This is a genomic window from Bartonella raoultii (assembly GCF_019659805.1).
In the GTDB taxonomy this organism is placed as follows: Bacteria; Pseudomonadota; Alphaproteobacteria; order Rhizobiales; family Rhizobiaceae; genus Bartonella; species Bartonella raoultii.
The window spans coordinates 121,255-138,085 of record NZ_JAIFRO010000001.1; the positions used below are offsets into that span (position 1 = coordinate 121,255).

A 16,831-nucleotide genomic window follows, 5' to 3' on the forward strand; every position below is an offset into this window, starting at 1 on the left:
GCAAAACTTTTTTCATATCCTTTCTGTTCTCATGCATTATCTAACCCAATAAACATACTTTTCACTTTCGTAAAAATTATTACATATGAAAAAACTTACAAAAACAAAATAGTTTTCCCCCCCTTTTAAAGGATATAATACTTCCAATCTCTATCAGATATATCCAAATATATGTGTAATCATTATTTTTTATTAATAATACTCTGTTTTCCTATAAATTAAAACTTAAGCAATAAACCTTTATCTCTCTAAAATTCGAAAGGATAGCTAAAAACAAAAAACATAGCGCTTCATTCTCTTTTTAAATAAAATACAAGAATAGCTTTACAAATCATCAGGAGAAAACCATACTTTATAAACTTAAATGAGAGTTAAGGCATATGACACTTCACATTGCTCTTTTTCAGCCTGATATTGCTGGTAATACAGGAACAATTTTGCGCCTTAGCGCCTGTTTTAATCTACATGTGCATATTATTGAACCCGCAGGTTTTAATCTATCAGATCGGAATCTTAAACGAGCAGGAATGGATTATCTCGAATATGCCTCGCTAAAGCGACATCTTGATTGGCAACATTTTATAAAAACGATGAAGCATTTTAATCGCCGTCTTTTGCTTTTAAGCACAAAAGCTAAAACATATTATACACAGATATGCTATCAAAAAGAGGATGTTTTACTTTTTGGTCGTGAATCAGCAGGCGTTCCTGATTATGTCCACGAAGCTGTTGATTACACATTAAAAATCCCCATGCAACCCAACGCACGCTCACTCAATCTCGCAATGAGTGTTGCCATAACGACAGGAGAAGCCCTTCGTCAAATTGGTTTTTATGAAACATAAAATTTTAGAAAAATACAAATTTTTTATAATCTTCAATAAACAAAAAAATAGCCTGCAGATTACTAGAAAACTGAAAATACCACATCTTTCCACAAATCTTACAAAATCATTTAATTTTTTACTATTCATTAAAAGCTCTGAAAAAAAACATCATCATAGAGCACATATTTGTAGTTGGAATTTCTCAAAATCCTTCGTATTCTCTTATCTCTGATAATCTCAATAATTATAGAATCAATACCTCCAAACCAGCCCTAAAAACAAAGCAATGAAATTACATAAAGAAAAAATTTCTTATAAAAATAATATTATAAATCAATTTTTTCTAATAACGCATTACGATCCATTAAAAATCCACTTTCAATCCATATTTTTTCCAACTCTTTAAGTTTTTTCCCTAAAAACACACCTTTTACCAAACCTTTATTGATCAAATCTTTACCACAAACAGGAAAAATTGGGATCTGCCATTCTTGAGCCAATTGATAAAGCTTGATATAATTTTCTGCTTTTTGCAAAGCTTCACTTTCCTCCAAAACAGTACCATGTGCAGCAGCTACAGATAAAGACAATTGATCTAGAACAGGTTGACGTCCATGAAAATAAATCAATTTTTGTACAAAATGATCTGAACAGTTTTGACTCATCATCTCCAACTCTGCCCATTCTTTTAACCGGATTGTTTCCTTTTTAGAAAAATGCAAACGGTGCGCCATTTCATGAAGACGTATAGGATCAGGAGGAAGCAGACTTTCTAAGCGTAACAACGGATCGATTTTCCAGCCAAGAGCTTGTTCTGTTTTCACAAGTGAATGAATTGCATCAATTCCCCATTTTTCTGTTTCAGGAAAAATACATGTTAAAACTCCACTTTGGCGCATCCATAAAAGAGCACGTGTTGGATCCGAAGCCATCAGAAGTTTTTTCATCTCTGCCCAAATACGCTCAGATGAAAGTTTTTGTAGCCCATGTTTTAAAGCAACGCATGCTTTTAACCCTTGCCCATCTGGTCGTCCTGCCCCATACCACGCAAAGAAGCGAAAAAAACGCAAAATACGTAAATAATCTTCGCTAATACGCTCTTCTGCAACACCAATAAAGCGTACTGTTTGATGAGCAATATCACGCAATCCTCCTACATCATCATAAAGATTACCAGCAGCATCACAATAAAGCGCATTTATCGTAAAATCACGCCGTTCAGCATCCTTTTTCCAATCACGACCAAATACCACTTTTGCATGACGACCATCTGTTTCAATATCAGAGCGAAGCGTTGTAACCTCATAAGAACCTGATGGGGTAAGCACCGTAACTGTACCAAATGTAACACCTGTCGGAATAGCTTTAAATCCTGCTTCTTCTACACGTGCTATAATCTGTTTTGGTAAACATGTTGTTGCAATATCAATATCACTAATAGGCAGCTCTAACAACTGATTACGCACTGCTCCCCCCACAATACGCGCTTCCTCACCATCGAAAGATAAAACGCGAAGAAGTATTTGGAGATCACTTTTTTGCAACCATGTAACCTGTTTAAAATTTGGCTTTATGCTCATCCTTTAACCTTTAAACAAACTTTTCCTAAATGCCTTAAACAGCTCTTCTTATAAATTAATATTTTTAAAAGATCCCTTACATAACATACACCTATTTTTTCCAAATAAATTCCTCTTCGTATGCAAATATAAAAAAACAATATATGCGTTTTCTTTTCTTTTCATTTTCTGTTACAAATAAAATATTCACTATCATACAAAAACATTGATCGGTTTTGCGACAAATGCCTTAAGGAAAAAATATGAGTCAAAGTAATACATCATCCAATTCTGTAAAAAAGGCGCATATCAATGATGAAGCCCAAGAAATTATTCATGATATTGATACAGCCCATAAAGAATTAGATATTTTACAACAAGAAATTGACAAAGTTATTTTTGGGCAAAATCATGTCATTGAATACGCTTTAATTGCAATTTTTGCTGGTGGACATGCCCTTCTTGTCGGTGCTCCAGGACTTGCTAAAACGCGTCTTGTTGAAACATTAGGAACAGTTTTAGGGCTTGATGAAAAACGCATCCAATTTACCCCTGATCTCATGCCATCAGATGTTATTGGCTCAGAAATTATGGATTCAGATAAAGAGGGAAAACGTTCTTTTCGCTATATTAAAGGTCCTATTTTCACGCAACTTCTTATGGCTGATGAAATTAATCGTGCCTCTCCTCGCACGCAATCAGCTCTTTTACAAGCCATGCAAGAATATCATGTCACTGTTGCTGGTACCCGTTATGACTTACCACAACCTTTTCATGTTCTTGCAACCCAAAATCCTTTTGAACAAGAAGGAACCTATCCACTTCCTGAAGCGCAACTGGATCGCTTTTTGATGCAAATCGATATTGATTACCCTGACCTTAGCACAGAACGACGTATCATTCTGGAAACAACTAAAGAAAAGCAACAAAATGCAAAACCAATTTTATCAGCCTCCAAACTACAAAAAATTCAACAAATTATTCGTAAAATGCCCCTCTCAGAAAATATTGTAGAGGCCATTTTAAAGATCGTCCGTTCAGCACGTCCACATACAAAGAATAGCCTTGCGCAAACTTATGTTGCTTGGGGACCTGGTCCACGGGCATCACAAGCACTTTCACTTTGTGTGCGTGCCCGTGCACTTTATTATGGCCGCCTGGCACCCTCACTTGATGATGTTGAAGCATTGGCTTATCCTGTCTTACAACACCGCATGGCACTCAACTTTTCTGCACGTGCTGAAGATATTACCATCAAAGATGTTATCAACAACCTCGTGAAAGACGCTCTTTAATGGCTATTGGCAAACAAGTTTTACAACAATCTCCATTATCACTCGCTTCTCAGTTGCATAAAGAGGCAGCCAACATGCCAGCTTTTCTTTTACAAGCACGTCTGATTGCGAATACATTGATAACCGGATGGCATGGTCAACGAAAACGAGGTAATGGAGAAAATTTTTGGCAATTTCGCCCTTATACGGAAGGAGAATCCATTACACGTATTGACTGGCGTCGTTCAGCACGTGATGAGCATACTTACCTACGTGAACGCGAATGGGAAATGACACAAACCATTTGGTTCTGGCCTGATCAGAGTGCCTCTATGCATTACTGTTCACGATTTTCCAAAGTCTCTAAAGGTAATCATGCCATCATTTTGACCCTTGCATTGGCAACACTTCTTGCACGCAGTGGAGAACAGATTGCTATTCCAAGCTTAATGCCCCCAACAATGGCATCCAATATTATTGAACGCATAGCCTTAGCGTTAGAAAATCATCGTAATGAAAATCCATTTCCAGATTTTTCAACAATTACGCGTTTTTCACATGTCATTATCATGAGTGATTTTCTTGATCATCCTGAAAAGATTATCCAACATTTAACCGTTTTATCTACAAAACAAGTCACTGTACATTTAATTGAAGTTGCTGATCCCGCAGAAGAAAACTTTCCCTATAAAGGTCATACAGAATTTTTTGATCCAGAAACAAAAGAAAAACATATTTTCAAAAAAGCAGAAAGTCTTCGTAAAGATTATTGCAAACTGTATAAAGCTAGACGACAAGAATTAATAAATTTTTGTGCGCGCCAAAGATGGACCTACCAAGTAAGTACAACTGATCAGCCCTTAACACAAACCATTTTTCATCTTGTACATCAAATGGGTGGCTCTCCATCTCATATCAGGAGGTCACTTTGAGTTTTGCTGCTCCCCTGCTATTATTAGGACTTTTATCTCTACCAGTCATTTGGTGGTTGTTGCGGGTAAAGCCCCCCTCTCCACGTAAAGAGCTTTTTCCCCCTTTACGTTTTCTACCAAAAGCGACCAAACAACAAGAAACAGCACAGCACACACCTTGGTGGTTACTGTTATTACGCTTAACCATAGCAACACTGATTATCGTCGCTTTAGCCCGACCTATTTTGGATAAAAAGCCCATTATACTTTCTGGATCTCAACCACTTGCACTCATTATCGACAATGGATGGGCCTCTGCAAAAGAATGGAAAAAACGTATTTCTATCGCCGAAAACCTTCTTGCACAAGCAGCAAAACAGAAAAAAAATATTTATTTTCTTGCAACCGCTGAAAATGATATTTCCGATATAGTTCCCCAATCTGCAGAAGCAGTAAAACAACATTTAATACATTTGCAACCTCATCCTTGGCCTGTTAATCGCACACGTGCACTCCAAAAGCTTATTGAAAAAACCAAAGGAATACCTCTTGATATTGCTTACTTAAGTGATGGATTACAAACAAAGGAAGATGATCAAACTTTTGCTCTTCTTGAACGACTAAAACCCCAAACATTCTTATGGTATTTAGCAGATATTTCCGATTTAACCGGCATAACAGCCATAGAAAATAACAACGGAAATATGGGAGCACGCGTTATCCGTGCAACAACCCACGGCAAAACCCCAATAACATTGAGCCTTTATGATGCTAACAATCAATTGTTAGGTCATTTTACGCAAAACTTTCTTGAAGGAAAAACAACAACGCTTGTTCCTTTTAATCTTCCCCTTGAATTACGTAACGATATTGCTTGGATTAAAATCAATAACCAAGCCACTGCTGCAGCGACTTTCTTAGTGGACAGCCATAATAGAGTAAACCGTGTTGCTCTCCTCTCACCGAATATCAATGAAATGATACAACCTTTGCTTTCCCCATTTTACTACATTATCAAAGCATTACAAGGGAATACACAACTTATAACAGCTGAGGGAAAAGGACTTTCAAGTGATATTGATCATTTACTCAAGCAAAATCCATCTGTTTTCATAATGGGTGATCTTATCAATATCTCAAAAGAAGTAGAAAATAAACTCTCTAATTTTATCAATAAAGGCGGAACACTCATCCGTTTTGCAGGAGAAAATCTAAGTAGCGTAGAGCATTATGATAACCTCCTCCCCGTACCACTACGTCCTGGAAAACGTTTGCTTGGAAGTATTATGTCGTGGACAAAACCACAAAAACTTGCACCTTTTGCAAAAAACAGCCTCTTTTCTGATCTTACCTTTCCAGAAGATGTCACGGTTTCGCGACAAATCCTTGCCGAACCAAATCCTGACCTTTTTGAAAAAACATGGCTTAGCCTTTCTGATGGCACCCCCCTCATTACCGCGGCAAAACGCGGAAAAGGCATTCTCATTTTTATTCATATAGCCCCTGATCCTACATGGTCTAATCTCCCTCTTTCTGGCTTTTTTGCACAAATGTTGCAAAAACTAATCACAATAAACACTTATGAAGATACAACCCAAACCCACGTAAAAACAAAAACAACAATACAAAATCCTTGGCGGACCTTAAATGCTGATGGGCAGCTACAAATCCCCCCCTCTTATGTTGTCCCACTCGTTATTGATGCCCAAACGCCACCGCATCCTTCCTATCGGACTCCGCCTGGACTCTACGGCGTAAAAAACAATTTTTATGCACTCAATCTTTTAAATCATTCATCCCGCTTGGTACAACAATCATCATTGCCTTCTTCTTTAAAGAAGCATCCTTTATCCTATGATACAAAAGAAAAACATTTAATGGGACCACTTTTAGGATTGGCTATCTTATTATTTGCCTTTGATCATTTTTTAACTTTATGGATGGGGGGCGCTTTTTTTCTCAAGCAACGAAGCAATGTATTTCTCTTGCTTCCTCTCACCATAGGTTTTATGGCCTTATTTTCACAGATACCAGCACTCCACGCGCAAACAATAGAAAATAATAATGAAACAATCATAGAAGCAGCAGGAGCTACACATCTTGCCTACGTTGTTACAAATAATCACGAGATTGATACAACAAGTAAAAGTGGTCTTGAAGCCTTAAGCCAATTTATTGCACAACGTACAATGCTTGCACCTGGTTCTGTAGTTGCACTTGATCTCGATAAAGATGAACTTGCCTTTTATCCTCTCATTTACTGGCCGATTGATGCAAACAGTCCAGTTCCCACCCAAAAGAGTCTTGAAAAAATAAATACTTTTATGAAACATGGGGGAACAATTTTATTTGATACACGTGATCAAATAAAGAGCAACCTTAATCTCGAAGGTATTGCAACTCCAGAAACACAAAAATTACGAGCCATTTTAAAGGGATTAAATATTCCAGCTATTGAACCAGCATCAGCCGATCATGTTATTTCTCATTCTTTCTATATTATGCCAGATTTTCCTGGTCTCTACCGTGGTTCCCCCTTATGGGTTGAAGCATCATCAATGAATAAAAAAAATAAAAATCTTCTTAGCTTCGGTGATAATGTAAGTTCTCTTCTTATCACTGCGAATAACTTTGCTGGTGCTTGGGCACTTGATGAAAAAGGTAAATGGAAATATCCACTTATTCCCAATGATCCCACACAACGCCTATGGGCATTTCGTGCGGGATTGAATATTGTGATCTATGTGCTCACAGGAAACTATAAAGCAGATCAAATACATGTTCCAGCACTCTTAGAACGCTTTAAAAGAGAAAGAAGGCAATGATACCACTTTTCACTTTCCAGCCTTTTTTACCATTTTTTTGGATTCTTCTCTTAAGTGGAATAGCCGCCTTTTTTGTCATTATTGGTCTTGTGACAAAACGTCAAGGATCTTTCTTTCGTCTTATGGCCTTGGGCACATTGATCCTTGCTTTACTCAATCCAATGCTCATCAAAGAACAACGTGAACCTCTTAAAAGCACAGTGGGCATTGTAATTGATCATAGTAAAAGCCAAACATTGGATACACGCCCCCACGATACGGACGAAGCACGTGCACAACTCACAAAAATATTAGAACGCTATCCACAATATCAACCACTCTTTATCGAATCTGGAAAACTTTCTGATCACCAATATGCACCCGAAACAAATTTGTTTCATAGTTTAACACAAGCTATCTCTAATATCCCCCCTTCTCGTTATGCCGGTACAATTTTTATCACCGATGGACAAGTCCATGACATTCCCTCCATTTCAGAGCTTCATCATAAAGCACCTCTTAACGCTCTGATTACAGGAAGATCTGATGAATTTGACCGCCAAATCAAAATTATTTCTCCTCCTCGCTTTGCCTTGATCAATAAACCACAACTGCTCTCTATTTTAGTTGAAGATAAAGGACAGCGCCCAGAATCTATACCAGCACAAGCAAATATTACCGTAAGTGTTAATGGACAAAAAGTAGGCCATTATTCTGTTATCCCTGGCACTATTTTTCAAACTGAGGTTACTCTCCCTCACGCTGAAAAAAATATCATCCAAGTCACAACAGATAAAAACAAAGGTGAATTAAGCTTTGAAAATAACCGCACCATCATAACTATCGAAGGGATCAGAGAAAATTTGCGTGTCCTTCTTATTTCAGGTGCACCTTATAACGGTGAGAGAACATGGCGTGATCTTTTAAAAGGTGACTCTAATATTGATCTCGTTCATTTTACGATTTTGCGTCCCCCTAACAAAGCAGATAACACGCCCTTAAGCCAATTATCACTCGTCGTATTTCCGACAAAACAGCTCTTTGTTGAAGAGATTAACAACTTTGATCTCATCATCCTTGACGGCTATCAACATTCTGCTGTTCTTCCCTTAATCTATTATGACTATATCGCCCAATATGTACAAAAAGGTGGTGCATTGCTGATGGTGACAGGACCTGAATTTACCCAACAAAACTCGCTTGCAAGAACCCCTTTAATCAGTGTCCTGCCTGCCTTACCCAGCGGTGTTATCATTCAAAAGCCTTTTCGCCCTCAATTAACCAAAGAAGGTAAACGTCATCCCGTCACGCGAGGACTTTCAACACCAGAATCTCCAGCATCTCAATGGGGACAATGGCTACGACAAATTGCAATTCAACAGATAAATAATGGCATAGCTCTCATGAAAGGTGCTGATGAACAGCCACTTTTACTCCTTTCTCATGTTGGTAAAGGACGTGTAGGCATGTTGCTTTCAGATGAAAGTTGGCTTTGGGCAAGAGGTTTTGAAGGTGGAGGTCCCTATGCAGCTCTTTACCGCCGCATTGCTCATTGGCTTATGAAAGAACCAGAACTTGAAGAAGAAAAGTTAAGCGCTACCAGCGATCATCATCATTTAACTATTCGTCGCCAAACACTTAAAGACCACCCAGAATCAGCCGAAGTAATCTTTCCTTCTGGAAAAAAAGAAAATATACGCCTTAGTAAAGAACAAGAAGGTATCTTTACAGCCACGCTTACAACCGATGAAACAGGAACTTTTACCATCAAAAATGGCAATTTAACAGCCCTTTCTTCTATGGGAATGCATGATAATCTTGAATTATTTGACTTAGTTTCAACAGAAGAAAAGTTGGCTCCCATTATTAAACACACGGGAGGGTATATCACGCGTTTACACCATAAGGGGAAAGAAAGCATTCTTCTTCCTCCTCTCAAGCTTATTCAATCACAAAAAAGTTCTACATCTTCCCCTGCTCATGAAATTGTGCTAAAAGAAGCAACAGAAACACGTTTAATAAATAGTTTTTATTTTTCAATATTTTCAGGTTTCTTTGCACTGCTTGCTTGTCTTTTACTCTTAAACTGTATGTGGTATCGTGAAAGCCGTTAAGAATTCTCAACACTTTAAAACAATAACACATGTACTTTGCAATAATACCCTTATTGTCATTATCACATAACCTGTAATAATATAAATATGTCTACCATGCTTTCCTTTTCATTTTAAAAATAAATATAGTATAAATTCAAAAAAAGCTTTTTTGTATTTTCAAGAAACGGTTTTCATTTGGCAAGGCTTCTATTGTCTTCAAAAATGCACCAATTTAGCTTATGTTTATTAGCTAAATCGTCTTTTACACTATGTTAACGCCCATGTTTTATCTCGCCCATATTTCAGATGTGCATCTTTCACCGCTACCATCACCTTCCTTATTTGAGCTCTTTGGGAAGCGTCTTACCGGCTATCTTAATTGGCAGAAAAAACGAAAGAATCAAATGGCAACAAATGGCCTAGAAGCTGTTCTACACACTTTAAAAAAGAAGAATCCTGATCATCTTGTAATATCTGGTGATCTTGTTAATCTTGCTTTAGATAAAGAGTTTGAACAAGCACGTCATTGGTTACTAAAACAAGGACAACCTCAAAATATTTCTTTAACATTTGGAAATCATGATGCCTATGTCCGTGGCGCTTTGCACAAAGCTTGCACTTTTTTCCAACCTTGGATTACAAGCGATATTCCTCAAAAGAATGCTCTTCCCTTTCCTTATATGCGCATTCGTAAAAATGTCGCCATTATCGCTGCTTCTTCGGCCATTGCAACACCACCTTTTCAAGCTTTTGGCTATTTTGGCAAAACGCAAGCGCAAACTTTATCACAACTTTTAACAGAAGCTTTAGCGCGTAATCTCTTTCGTGTTGTGATGATTCATCATCCTCCCTTTCACAATGCAACTTCTTGGCATAAAAAATTATGGGGGATCGAGCGCTTTTTAAATGTTATTAAGCATCACGGATGCGAGCTTATTCTTCATGGACATACGCATTTACCCACATTGAATACCATTGAAGGAACAATGAAAAAGATTCCTATTGTTGGTGTTTCTTCCGCCTCACAAGCATTTGGTGATAAAAAACCACCCGCAAGCTTCAACTTGTTTGCAATTGAACACTCTCACCATCAATGGCATTGTCAACTGCAACGCTATAGCCTTATTAATCCTCAAAATGAAATAGCCTGTACAGAAACTATAGATCTTTAATATTTTGTAACCTTCGTAAAATTGTAAAAACAGCAAAAACAAAGATATTCTTTAATTCATATTTTTTTAAAAAATAAGATGCGTGAAGAAAATTTCTATATAAAAGGGACCATCGTTGTTCCTGGAGGCAATTTTGCCTCTTCTTCTGGCTCGACATGAATAGAAATACGCACATTATCAAACTCTTTTTGAAGAACTCCCTCAATTTTATCACAAATCTGATGCGCTTCCCCTACCTGCATTGTCGCCGGTACAACCAAATGAAATTCTATAAACGTCACTCTACCAGCAACACGCGTACGCAAATCATGAACTTCCAGTGCACCATGTGCATTAGCAGAAATAAGTTCCCGAATACGCATAGTTTCATTCAATTCCACACCAACATCCATCAATCCTTGAACAGCATTATTTATTACTTTCCATCCCTGAAAAAGAATATGGACAGCAACAATTATTGCTAAAATTGGATCTAAAATACTCCAACCACCGAAGAAACCAACCACTAGCCCTACTAAAATAGCAAGTGAGGTAAAAACATCTGTTATAAAATGCGTTCCATCAGCTTTTAAAGCCGGTGAGCGGTGGATTTTTCCCTGCCGAATAAGAATAACGCCCCATATATAATTGATAATACTAGCAGCAAGATGAATCACGAGCCATATTCCAGGCTGTTGTAATAATTTAATGGTTGAAAGAGCTATCCATGCTTCCTTTAAAATAATGATAGCTGCGATAATGATAAGTATCCCTTCAAGAATTGCAGAAAAATATTCTGCCTTATGATGGCCAAAAGGATGGTCTTGATCGGCCGGCTTCATACTTATTTTAACAGCCCACCATGCTACCAATGCTGTCAATATATTAACGATTGATTCCAATGCATCCGAATAAAGTGCAACCGAACCTGTGATATGATATGCCCAATATTTCAAAGCAAAAACGATACAAGCAACGAAAATAGAGTATAGAGTCAAGCTTTGTATATTGATTTTTATATCCATAACCACGCCCTTTTTTCGTAATAAGGGATAATGCGATTCAACCATATAATAATATTTTTGATATATCGCCAATACCATCTCAAGAGAGAGAAATTTTTATGCTATAAAATAACCTTTTAAGGATATCATTTTAGCAACATCCCTCTACTACACGAAATGCGATATAAACCAAAGCACACAGATATAACTTAAAAACAATAAGTCTATTTTCTAAAATACATCGCATTTACGCACCATTTATTAATCCTATGATACGTATCATAATCAATCTACATCACTGTACACAACAAAAAAGCAGCTTGCATTATTCTGCAAACTTATAACCTTTATAAATTAAAAAAGGAGATCATAAAACATCTAAAAACCATTTTTAGACATAATAGAAAAATTAAAAAAAAGAATCTGGGCATTGGGGACCCAGATTCTTTTCCCTTAGGAATTAAGGGCATACAAGACTTGGGAAATAGCGGGGACCCAAGACCCTGTACCCAACACGAAAACACTAGATTGTGCCGTACTTGGTATTTGCATATTATACCTATGGTTGTATTATGTCAACATAATTCTATCATAGGTTTTAAAATTTATATTTTTTGACCTCTTTCTTCAAAAAAAGCAAATTTCAAAATCTAGCGATTTAGAAAAAAACACGTTAAAAGACCCTTATGCATTTGAATATCACAACAATTTATGACCCGCATGATCTACGTTTAAAAGATTATCAAAACATTCGTGAAAAAGACCTTGTTGGACGGCAACATAAATTTATCGCTGAAGGAAAAATAATATTATCAGCACTACTGCATTCAAAAGAGTTTTCTGCTCTCTCCTTTCTTATTGTGACAAAGCGCCTTCCTGGGCTTATGTCTCTTTTAGAAATAACACAACCAACATGCCCTATATACTGTGTTCCACAAAACATTATGGATAACATCGCTGGCTTTCATGTTCATCGTGGTATACTCGGTATTGGTCAACGCAAGACACTGCCATCGTTACAAAGTTTTTTACAAAATCTTCCAAGCAAAGCTTTAATTTTGGTTTTATGTGGAATTTCTAATCACGATAATATGGGAGCTCTTTTTCGCAACGCAGCTGCCTTTGCCAGTGATGGTATCATCGTTGACAAAACCTCATGCGATCCACTCTACCGCAAATCAATCAGAGTTTCTGCTGGTGCTGCTTTAAAGGTCCCTTATACACAACACGCTGATATTCACGATATTCTAGCAGCTCTCAACGCTGCAAATTTTCACCTTTATGCGCTTTCCCCTTCTGCTTCATACACTTTAAAACAAGCCAAAAAAACAAAAAGGATAGCACTTATTTTAGGAACAGAAGGTAATGGCTTACCACCCCATGTATTACAAAAATCGAAAACTTTACGTATTCCCATGGCCCATGGATTTGATAGTCTTAATGTTGCTACAGCATCAGCTATTGCCCTATCACATTTTAGTAATTTTGATAAACTCCTCTAAAGATAACACAATTTTCAGTTTATCAAACCTAGCTATGTTATTTATAAGAAGCTGTTGTTGTAAGTTCAGAGGGAGCAGGCGCTTTTGTTTCCAAATTGCATAAAAGGCGTTTTAACATCACTTCAATATCAGCAGCACGTTCTGAATGGGTAACAAATCCACCTCCAAGAACACGCGCTTGTTGATCATTTCCATCATAAAGAACACAAGCCTGTCCTGGTGCTACACCATTTTCACACTCTAACAATTCAACAGAAAAAGCGCCTTCTTGATAAAACAATCGAGCAAGATGAGGAGGACGTGTTGAGCGGACTTTTACGGCAACTTCAACACCATCAGAAGGAAAGTTCTCTAATGCCTCATCACCAAGCCAATTCACATCACGCAAAAAAAGCTTATGCGTTTCCAGTGTTTCACGGGGACCAACAATAACACGCGCATTTTCTACATCAAGATAAACGACATAAAGCGCCTCCCCCGTTGCAACACCAATGCCACGACGCTGACCAATAGTATAATTAACAATTCCTGAATGTTTGCCTAAAACCTTTCCATCAATATGAACAATCATTCCAGGATTGGCAGCCTCTGGACGTAATTTCGTGATAACATCAGAATATTTTCCTTGTGGAACAAAACAAATATCTTGGCTGTCATGCTTATTGGCAACAACAAGGCCCATTTCTGCTGCTATTTCACGCACACGTGTCTTCGGAAGATCACCAAGTGGAAAACGCAAATAATCAATCTGTTCTTGTGTGGTTGCAAAAAGAAAATAACTTTGATCACGGTCGCTATCGAGAGGACGAAAAAGTGCGCGATGCGCTCCATGAGCACACGAACGAATATAATGGCCCGTTGCCAAAGCATCTGCTCCTAATTGGCGTGCAGTTGCTAATAAGTCAGCAAATTTAACAGTCTGATTACAGGCCACACATGGTACGGGTGTTTCACCATGAGCGTAACTTTCTGCAAAAGGATCAATAACCGCTTCACGAAATCGCTTTTCATAATCAAGAACATAATGAGGAATTCCCAATATTTCTGCTACACGGCGAGCATCTTCAATATCTTGTCCAGCACAACATGCTCCCACCCGATGTGTTGCAGCTCCATGATCATAAAGCTGTAAGGTAATTCCAATGACATCATACCCTTCTTTTTTCAAAAGACCCGCAACAACTGATGAATCAACCCCTCCTGACATTGCAACAACAATGCGAGAGTTTTTAGGTTCTCCGGGCAAATCAAGACTGTTTAAAAACATATATCTATTCTCTATTTAATGGATACCCATTGTTAATATTCTTAAAGCATACGCTTCTTTATTCTTATATATTGTTTTTTAAACCTTTCCACAACCAATAGCATCACTTTCTTAAAAGCGGCTGAAAACAAAAAAGAATGATAGAAATAAGGCATTAAAAAAAATCCTATCTATTCTTTTTCAAAAATCCTTCCAAATAGAGCACTTCATTTTTCTTGCCGCTTCATTTTGAACCATAGCTTTACTTATGCAAACTTACTTTATTAATTTTTTCTTTCAGCGTGTTTAGCTCTTTTTTAAATTTCATGTTTTACAAACGAATCAAGTCCTTGACTCAAAATAGAGAATACAATGACCAATTTGATGAAAACACAAATGAAATATGTTATCGGACCAGATGGAAGTCCACTTACAATTGCAGACCTACCGCCAAAAACAACACGGCGGTGGGTAATTCGCCGTAAAGCGGAAGTTGTTGCGGCTGTCAGAGGAGGATTGTTAAGTCTTGATGAAGCGTGTCAACGTTATACCTTAACCGTAGAAGAATTTCTTTCATGGCAGAGTTTAATCGACGAACACGGCTTGGCAGGGTTACGAACAACCAGAATCCAACACTACAGGCATTAATTGCTATCGATAACAATAGATCATGCGCTTTAAAGCACAGGCTAAAAACCGCCAAATTTGTTATATATTTGGCGGTTTTTTGCTTTCAATTCCTTAAAAAACTGACAGTTTATCTTTAAATACAAATCTTCATGATCCCGTCATCGAATTTGATTGAATAACAATATCATCATCCCCACGTATTGTTCCACTTCCTCGCGCTTCCAAGAGTTTAGCACGTTGCAACTCTGTATGAGCTTCATGGAGAACAATTTCAGCATTTGTTTTCTGAAGCTGTAAATCACGAATTGAATTGACCAAATTATCACGCCTTTGCCGTGCTGCACGAGCAAAAGCTGAATAAGCAAAATGATGAACATCCGTGTTGCCAGATTTACGTTCTTCCTTCATAATTTGTGCTTCTAACTCTAATACCATTCGCTCAAACTCTACAATCATCATATCAAGCTGTGCGATTTCACGACGCTTTGCACGCACTTGAAACATCTTCAATTGCACCATACTTTCCCGTGGCTTCATACTCATTACTCCTTGATTACGCTAGCTAAAAATTTGTATCTGTGTCTACACAGAGGTTCTTATTTTTCTAACGCAAAACAGTCTATTTTTACTTGAAACTATAATTTCCTGCTTTTCCTTAAAGCATCTGCACACACAATCTGCTCTAAGGAGGAACCATCATTTCCTCATTTTTTCTTTCACTATAAAATAAAGAAATTTAAAGCTCGGTAAATAAATGCTAAAATGGTAAAAAAGTGATTTAAAAGAATCTATTACCACTTTTTTTAACTTTAAACATGCAAAAAAATCCTTTTATTTCCAATGGAATTTAAAAATATATGATTTTTGTAAAATAATTTTGTTAATCTCTTTTAAAAATAAAAATATTTTGTTAACCACTATCATAGATAGTGAAGAATTCAGTGGTGATTGTTACGCGTACTACTGAAAACATTCATCGACGCTTTTATTATAAGTGTTTGATTTCATGAATTATCTTTTATAAACAGTGGTTTTACCAACTGTTATGAAATAAATATGCTCCTTTTGATTCGGAAGGAGCAAAGTGAGGGATCTAAGATGCGCGTATTATTAATTGAAGATGATAAAGCAACGACTCAAAGCATTGAGCTCATGCTAAAGTCAGCAAATTTTAATGTCTATATCACTGATCTAGGTGAAGAAGGTGTCGATTTAGGAAAGCTTTATGATTACGATATCATTTTGCTAGATCTAAATCTTCCTGATATGTCAGGTTATGATGTCTTGCGGACCCTAAGATTGGCAAAAATAAAAACCCCAGTGCTCATTCTTTCCGGCATGAGTGCTATTGAAGATAAAGTTCGAGGTTTTGGCTTTGGTGCTGATGACTATATGACAAAGCCTTTCCATAAAGATGAGCTCATTGCGCGTATTCATGCAGTTGTTCGTCGCTCTAAAGGCCACGCACAATCGGTTATTGTTACCGGTGATCTCACCGTTAACCTTGACACAAAAACTGTTGAAGTTGCAGGACATCCCGTCCATTTAACTGGTAAAGAATATCAAATGCTAGAACTACTCTCTCTGCGTAAAGGTACAACACTCACCAAGGAAATGTTCCTCAATCATCTCTACGGTGGAATGGATGAACCAGAGCTTAAAATTATTGATGTATTTATCTGTAAATTACGGAAAAAACTAGAAGCTGTTTCCTCTAGTATAAATTACATCGATACAGTTTGGGGACGTGGTTACGTATTACGTGATCCAGTTGAAGAAAACGTACGTAAAACCGCTTAAACAGTGAAAGTCACATTGTAAAATCTC

The 16,831-nt window shown here is 37.3% G+C and carries 13 protein-coding genes; 9 read left to right on the forward strand and 4 right to left on the reverse strand.

Annotated features, from left to right (window positions below; translation table 11 throughout):
• Window positions 1-380: 380 nt before the first annotated feature.
• On the forward strand, window positions 381-845 hold the full coding sequence (locus K3248_RS00510; protein ID WP_220716425.1) for a tRNA (cytidine(34)-2'-O)-methyltransferase: 465 nt from the start codon (window positions 381-383) through the stop codon (window positions 843-845).
• Between the two features lie 308 nt (window positions 846-1,153).
• On the opposite strand, the gene K3248_RS00515 is transcribed toward K3248_RS00510, so the two are convergent.
• Window positions 1,154-2,407: a CCA tRNA nucleotidyltransferase gene (locus K3248_RS00515; protein ID WP_220716426.1), complete on the reverse strand. Its 1,254-nt coding sequence runs from the start codon at window positions 2,405-2,407 to the stop codon at window positions 1,154-1,156.
• 242 nt (window positions 2,408-2,649) lie between these two features.
• Between K3248_RS00515 and K3248_RS00520 the strand changes: the two genes are divergently transcribed.
• The 5 genes from K3248_RS00520 to K3248_RS00540 all read left to right on the forward strand — a co-directional run bounded on the left by K3248_RS00520 (window position 2,650) and on the right by K3248_RS00540 (window position 10,643).
• Window positions 2,650-3,681, forward strand: a complete 1,032-nt coding sequence (locus K3248_RS00520; RefSeq protein WP_220716427.1) for an AAA family ATPase — start codon at window positions 2,650-2,652, stop codon at window positions 3,679-3,681.
• The gene (locus tag K3248_RS00525) at window positions 3,681-4,592 is read left to right on the forward strand and encodes a DUF58 domain-containing protein (RefSeq protein WP_220716428.1); all 912 of its coding nucleotides are present in this window, start codon (window positions 3,681-3,683) and stop codon (window positions 4,590-4,592) included. Before K3248_RS00520 ends, K3248_RS00525 begins: the two co-directional genes overlap by 1 nt.
• Complete coding sequence (locus K3248_RS00530) at window positions 4,589-7,396, forward strand: DUF4159 domain-containing protein (RefSeq protein ID WP_220716429.1); 2,808 nt, start codon at window positions 4,589-4,591, stop codon at window positions 7,394-7,396. Before K3248_RS00525 ends, K3248_RS00530 begins: the two co-directional genes overlap by 4 nt.
• Window positions 7,393-9,489 carry a glutamine amidotransferase gene (locus K3248_RS00535; RefSeq protein ID WP_220716430.1) on the forward strand — a complete coding sequence of 699 codons (2,097 nt, stop codon included), beginning with the start codon at window positions 7,393-7,395 and terminating at the stop codon, window positions 9,487-9,489. The genes K3248_RS00530 and K3248_RS00535 overlap by 4 nt, the downstream gene beginning before the upstream one ends.
• Before the next feature lie 251 nt (window positions 9,490-9,740).
• Window positions 9,741-10,643: a metallophosphoesterase family protein gene (locus tag K3248_RS00540; RefSeq protein WP_220716431.1), complete on the forward strand. Its 903-nt coding sequence runs from the start codon at window positions 9,741-9,743 to the stop codon at window positions 10,641-10,643.
• A gap of 95 nt (window positions 10,644-10,738) precedes the next feature.
• On the opposite strand, the gene K3248_RS00545 is transcribed toward K3248_RS00540, so the two are convergent.
• Entirely contained in the window at window positions 10,739-11,647 is a 909-nt protein-coding gene (locus tag K3248_RS00545) for a cation diffusion facilitator family transporter (protein WP_220716432.1), read from the reverse strand.
• A 665-nt stretch (window positions 11,648-12,312) separates the two neighbouring features.
• Between K3248_RS00545 and K3248_RS00550 the strand changes: the two genes are divergently transcribed.
• Complete coding sequence (locus K3248_RS00550; RefSeq protein ID WP_220716433.1) at window positions 12,313-13,128, forward strand: TrmH family RNA methyltransferase; 816 nt, start codon at window positions 12,313-12,315, stop codon at window positions 13,126-13,128.
• A gap of 37 nt (window positions 13,129-13,165) precedes the next feature.
• On the opposite strand, the gene mnmA is transcribed toward K3248_RS00550, so the two are convergent.
• Window positions 13,166-14,395, reverse strand: coding sequence for a tRNA 2-thiouridine(34) synthase MnmA (mnmA, locus tag K3248_RS00555; protein WP_220716434.1), 1,230 nt, complete (start codon window positions 14,393-14,395; stop codon window positions 13,166-13,168).
• 351 nt (window positions 14,396-14,746) lie between these two features.
• On the opposite strand from mnmA, the gene sciP reads away from it, so the two are divergent.
• The gene (gene sciP / locus K3248_RS00560) at window positions 14,747-15,022 is read left to right on the forward strand and encodes a CtrA inhibitor SciP (RefSeq protein ID WP_220716435.1); all 276 of its coding nucleotides are present in this window, start codon (window positions 14,747-14,749) and stop codon (window positions 15,020-15,022) included.
• A 129-nt stretch (window positions 15,023-15,151) separates the two neighbouring features.
• On the opposite strand, the gene K3248_RS00565 is transcribed toward sciP, so the two are convergent.
• On the reverse strand, window positions 15,152-15,541 hold the full coding sequence (locus tag K3248_RS00565) for a flagellar export protein FliJ (RefSeq protein ID WP_220716436.1): 390 nt from the start codon (window positions 15,539-15,541) through the stop codon (window positions 15,152-15,154).
• Between the two features lie 561 nt (window positions 15,542-16,102).
• On the opposite strand from K3248_RS00565, the gene ctrA reads away from it, so the two are divergent.
• Window positions 16,103-16,804 carry a response regulator transcription factor CtrA gene (gene ctrA, locus K3248_RS00570; protein ID WP_220716437.1) on the forward strand — a complete coding sequence of 234 codons (702 nt, stop codon included), beginning with the start codon at window positions 16,103-16,105 and terminating at the stop codon, window positions 16,802-16,804.
• The last annotated feature ends 27 nt before the right edge of the window (window positions 16,805-16,831 follow it).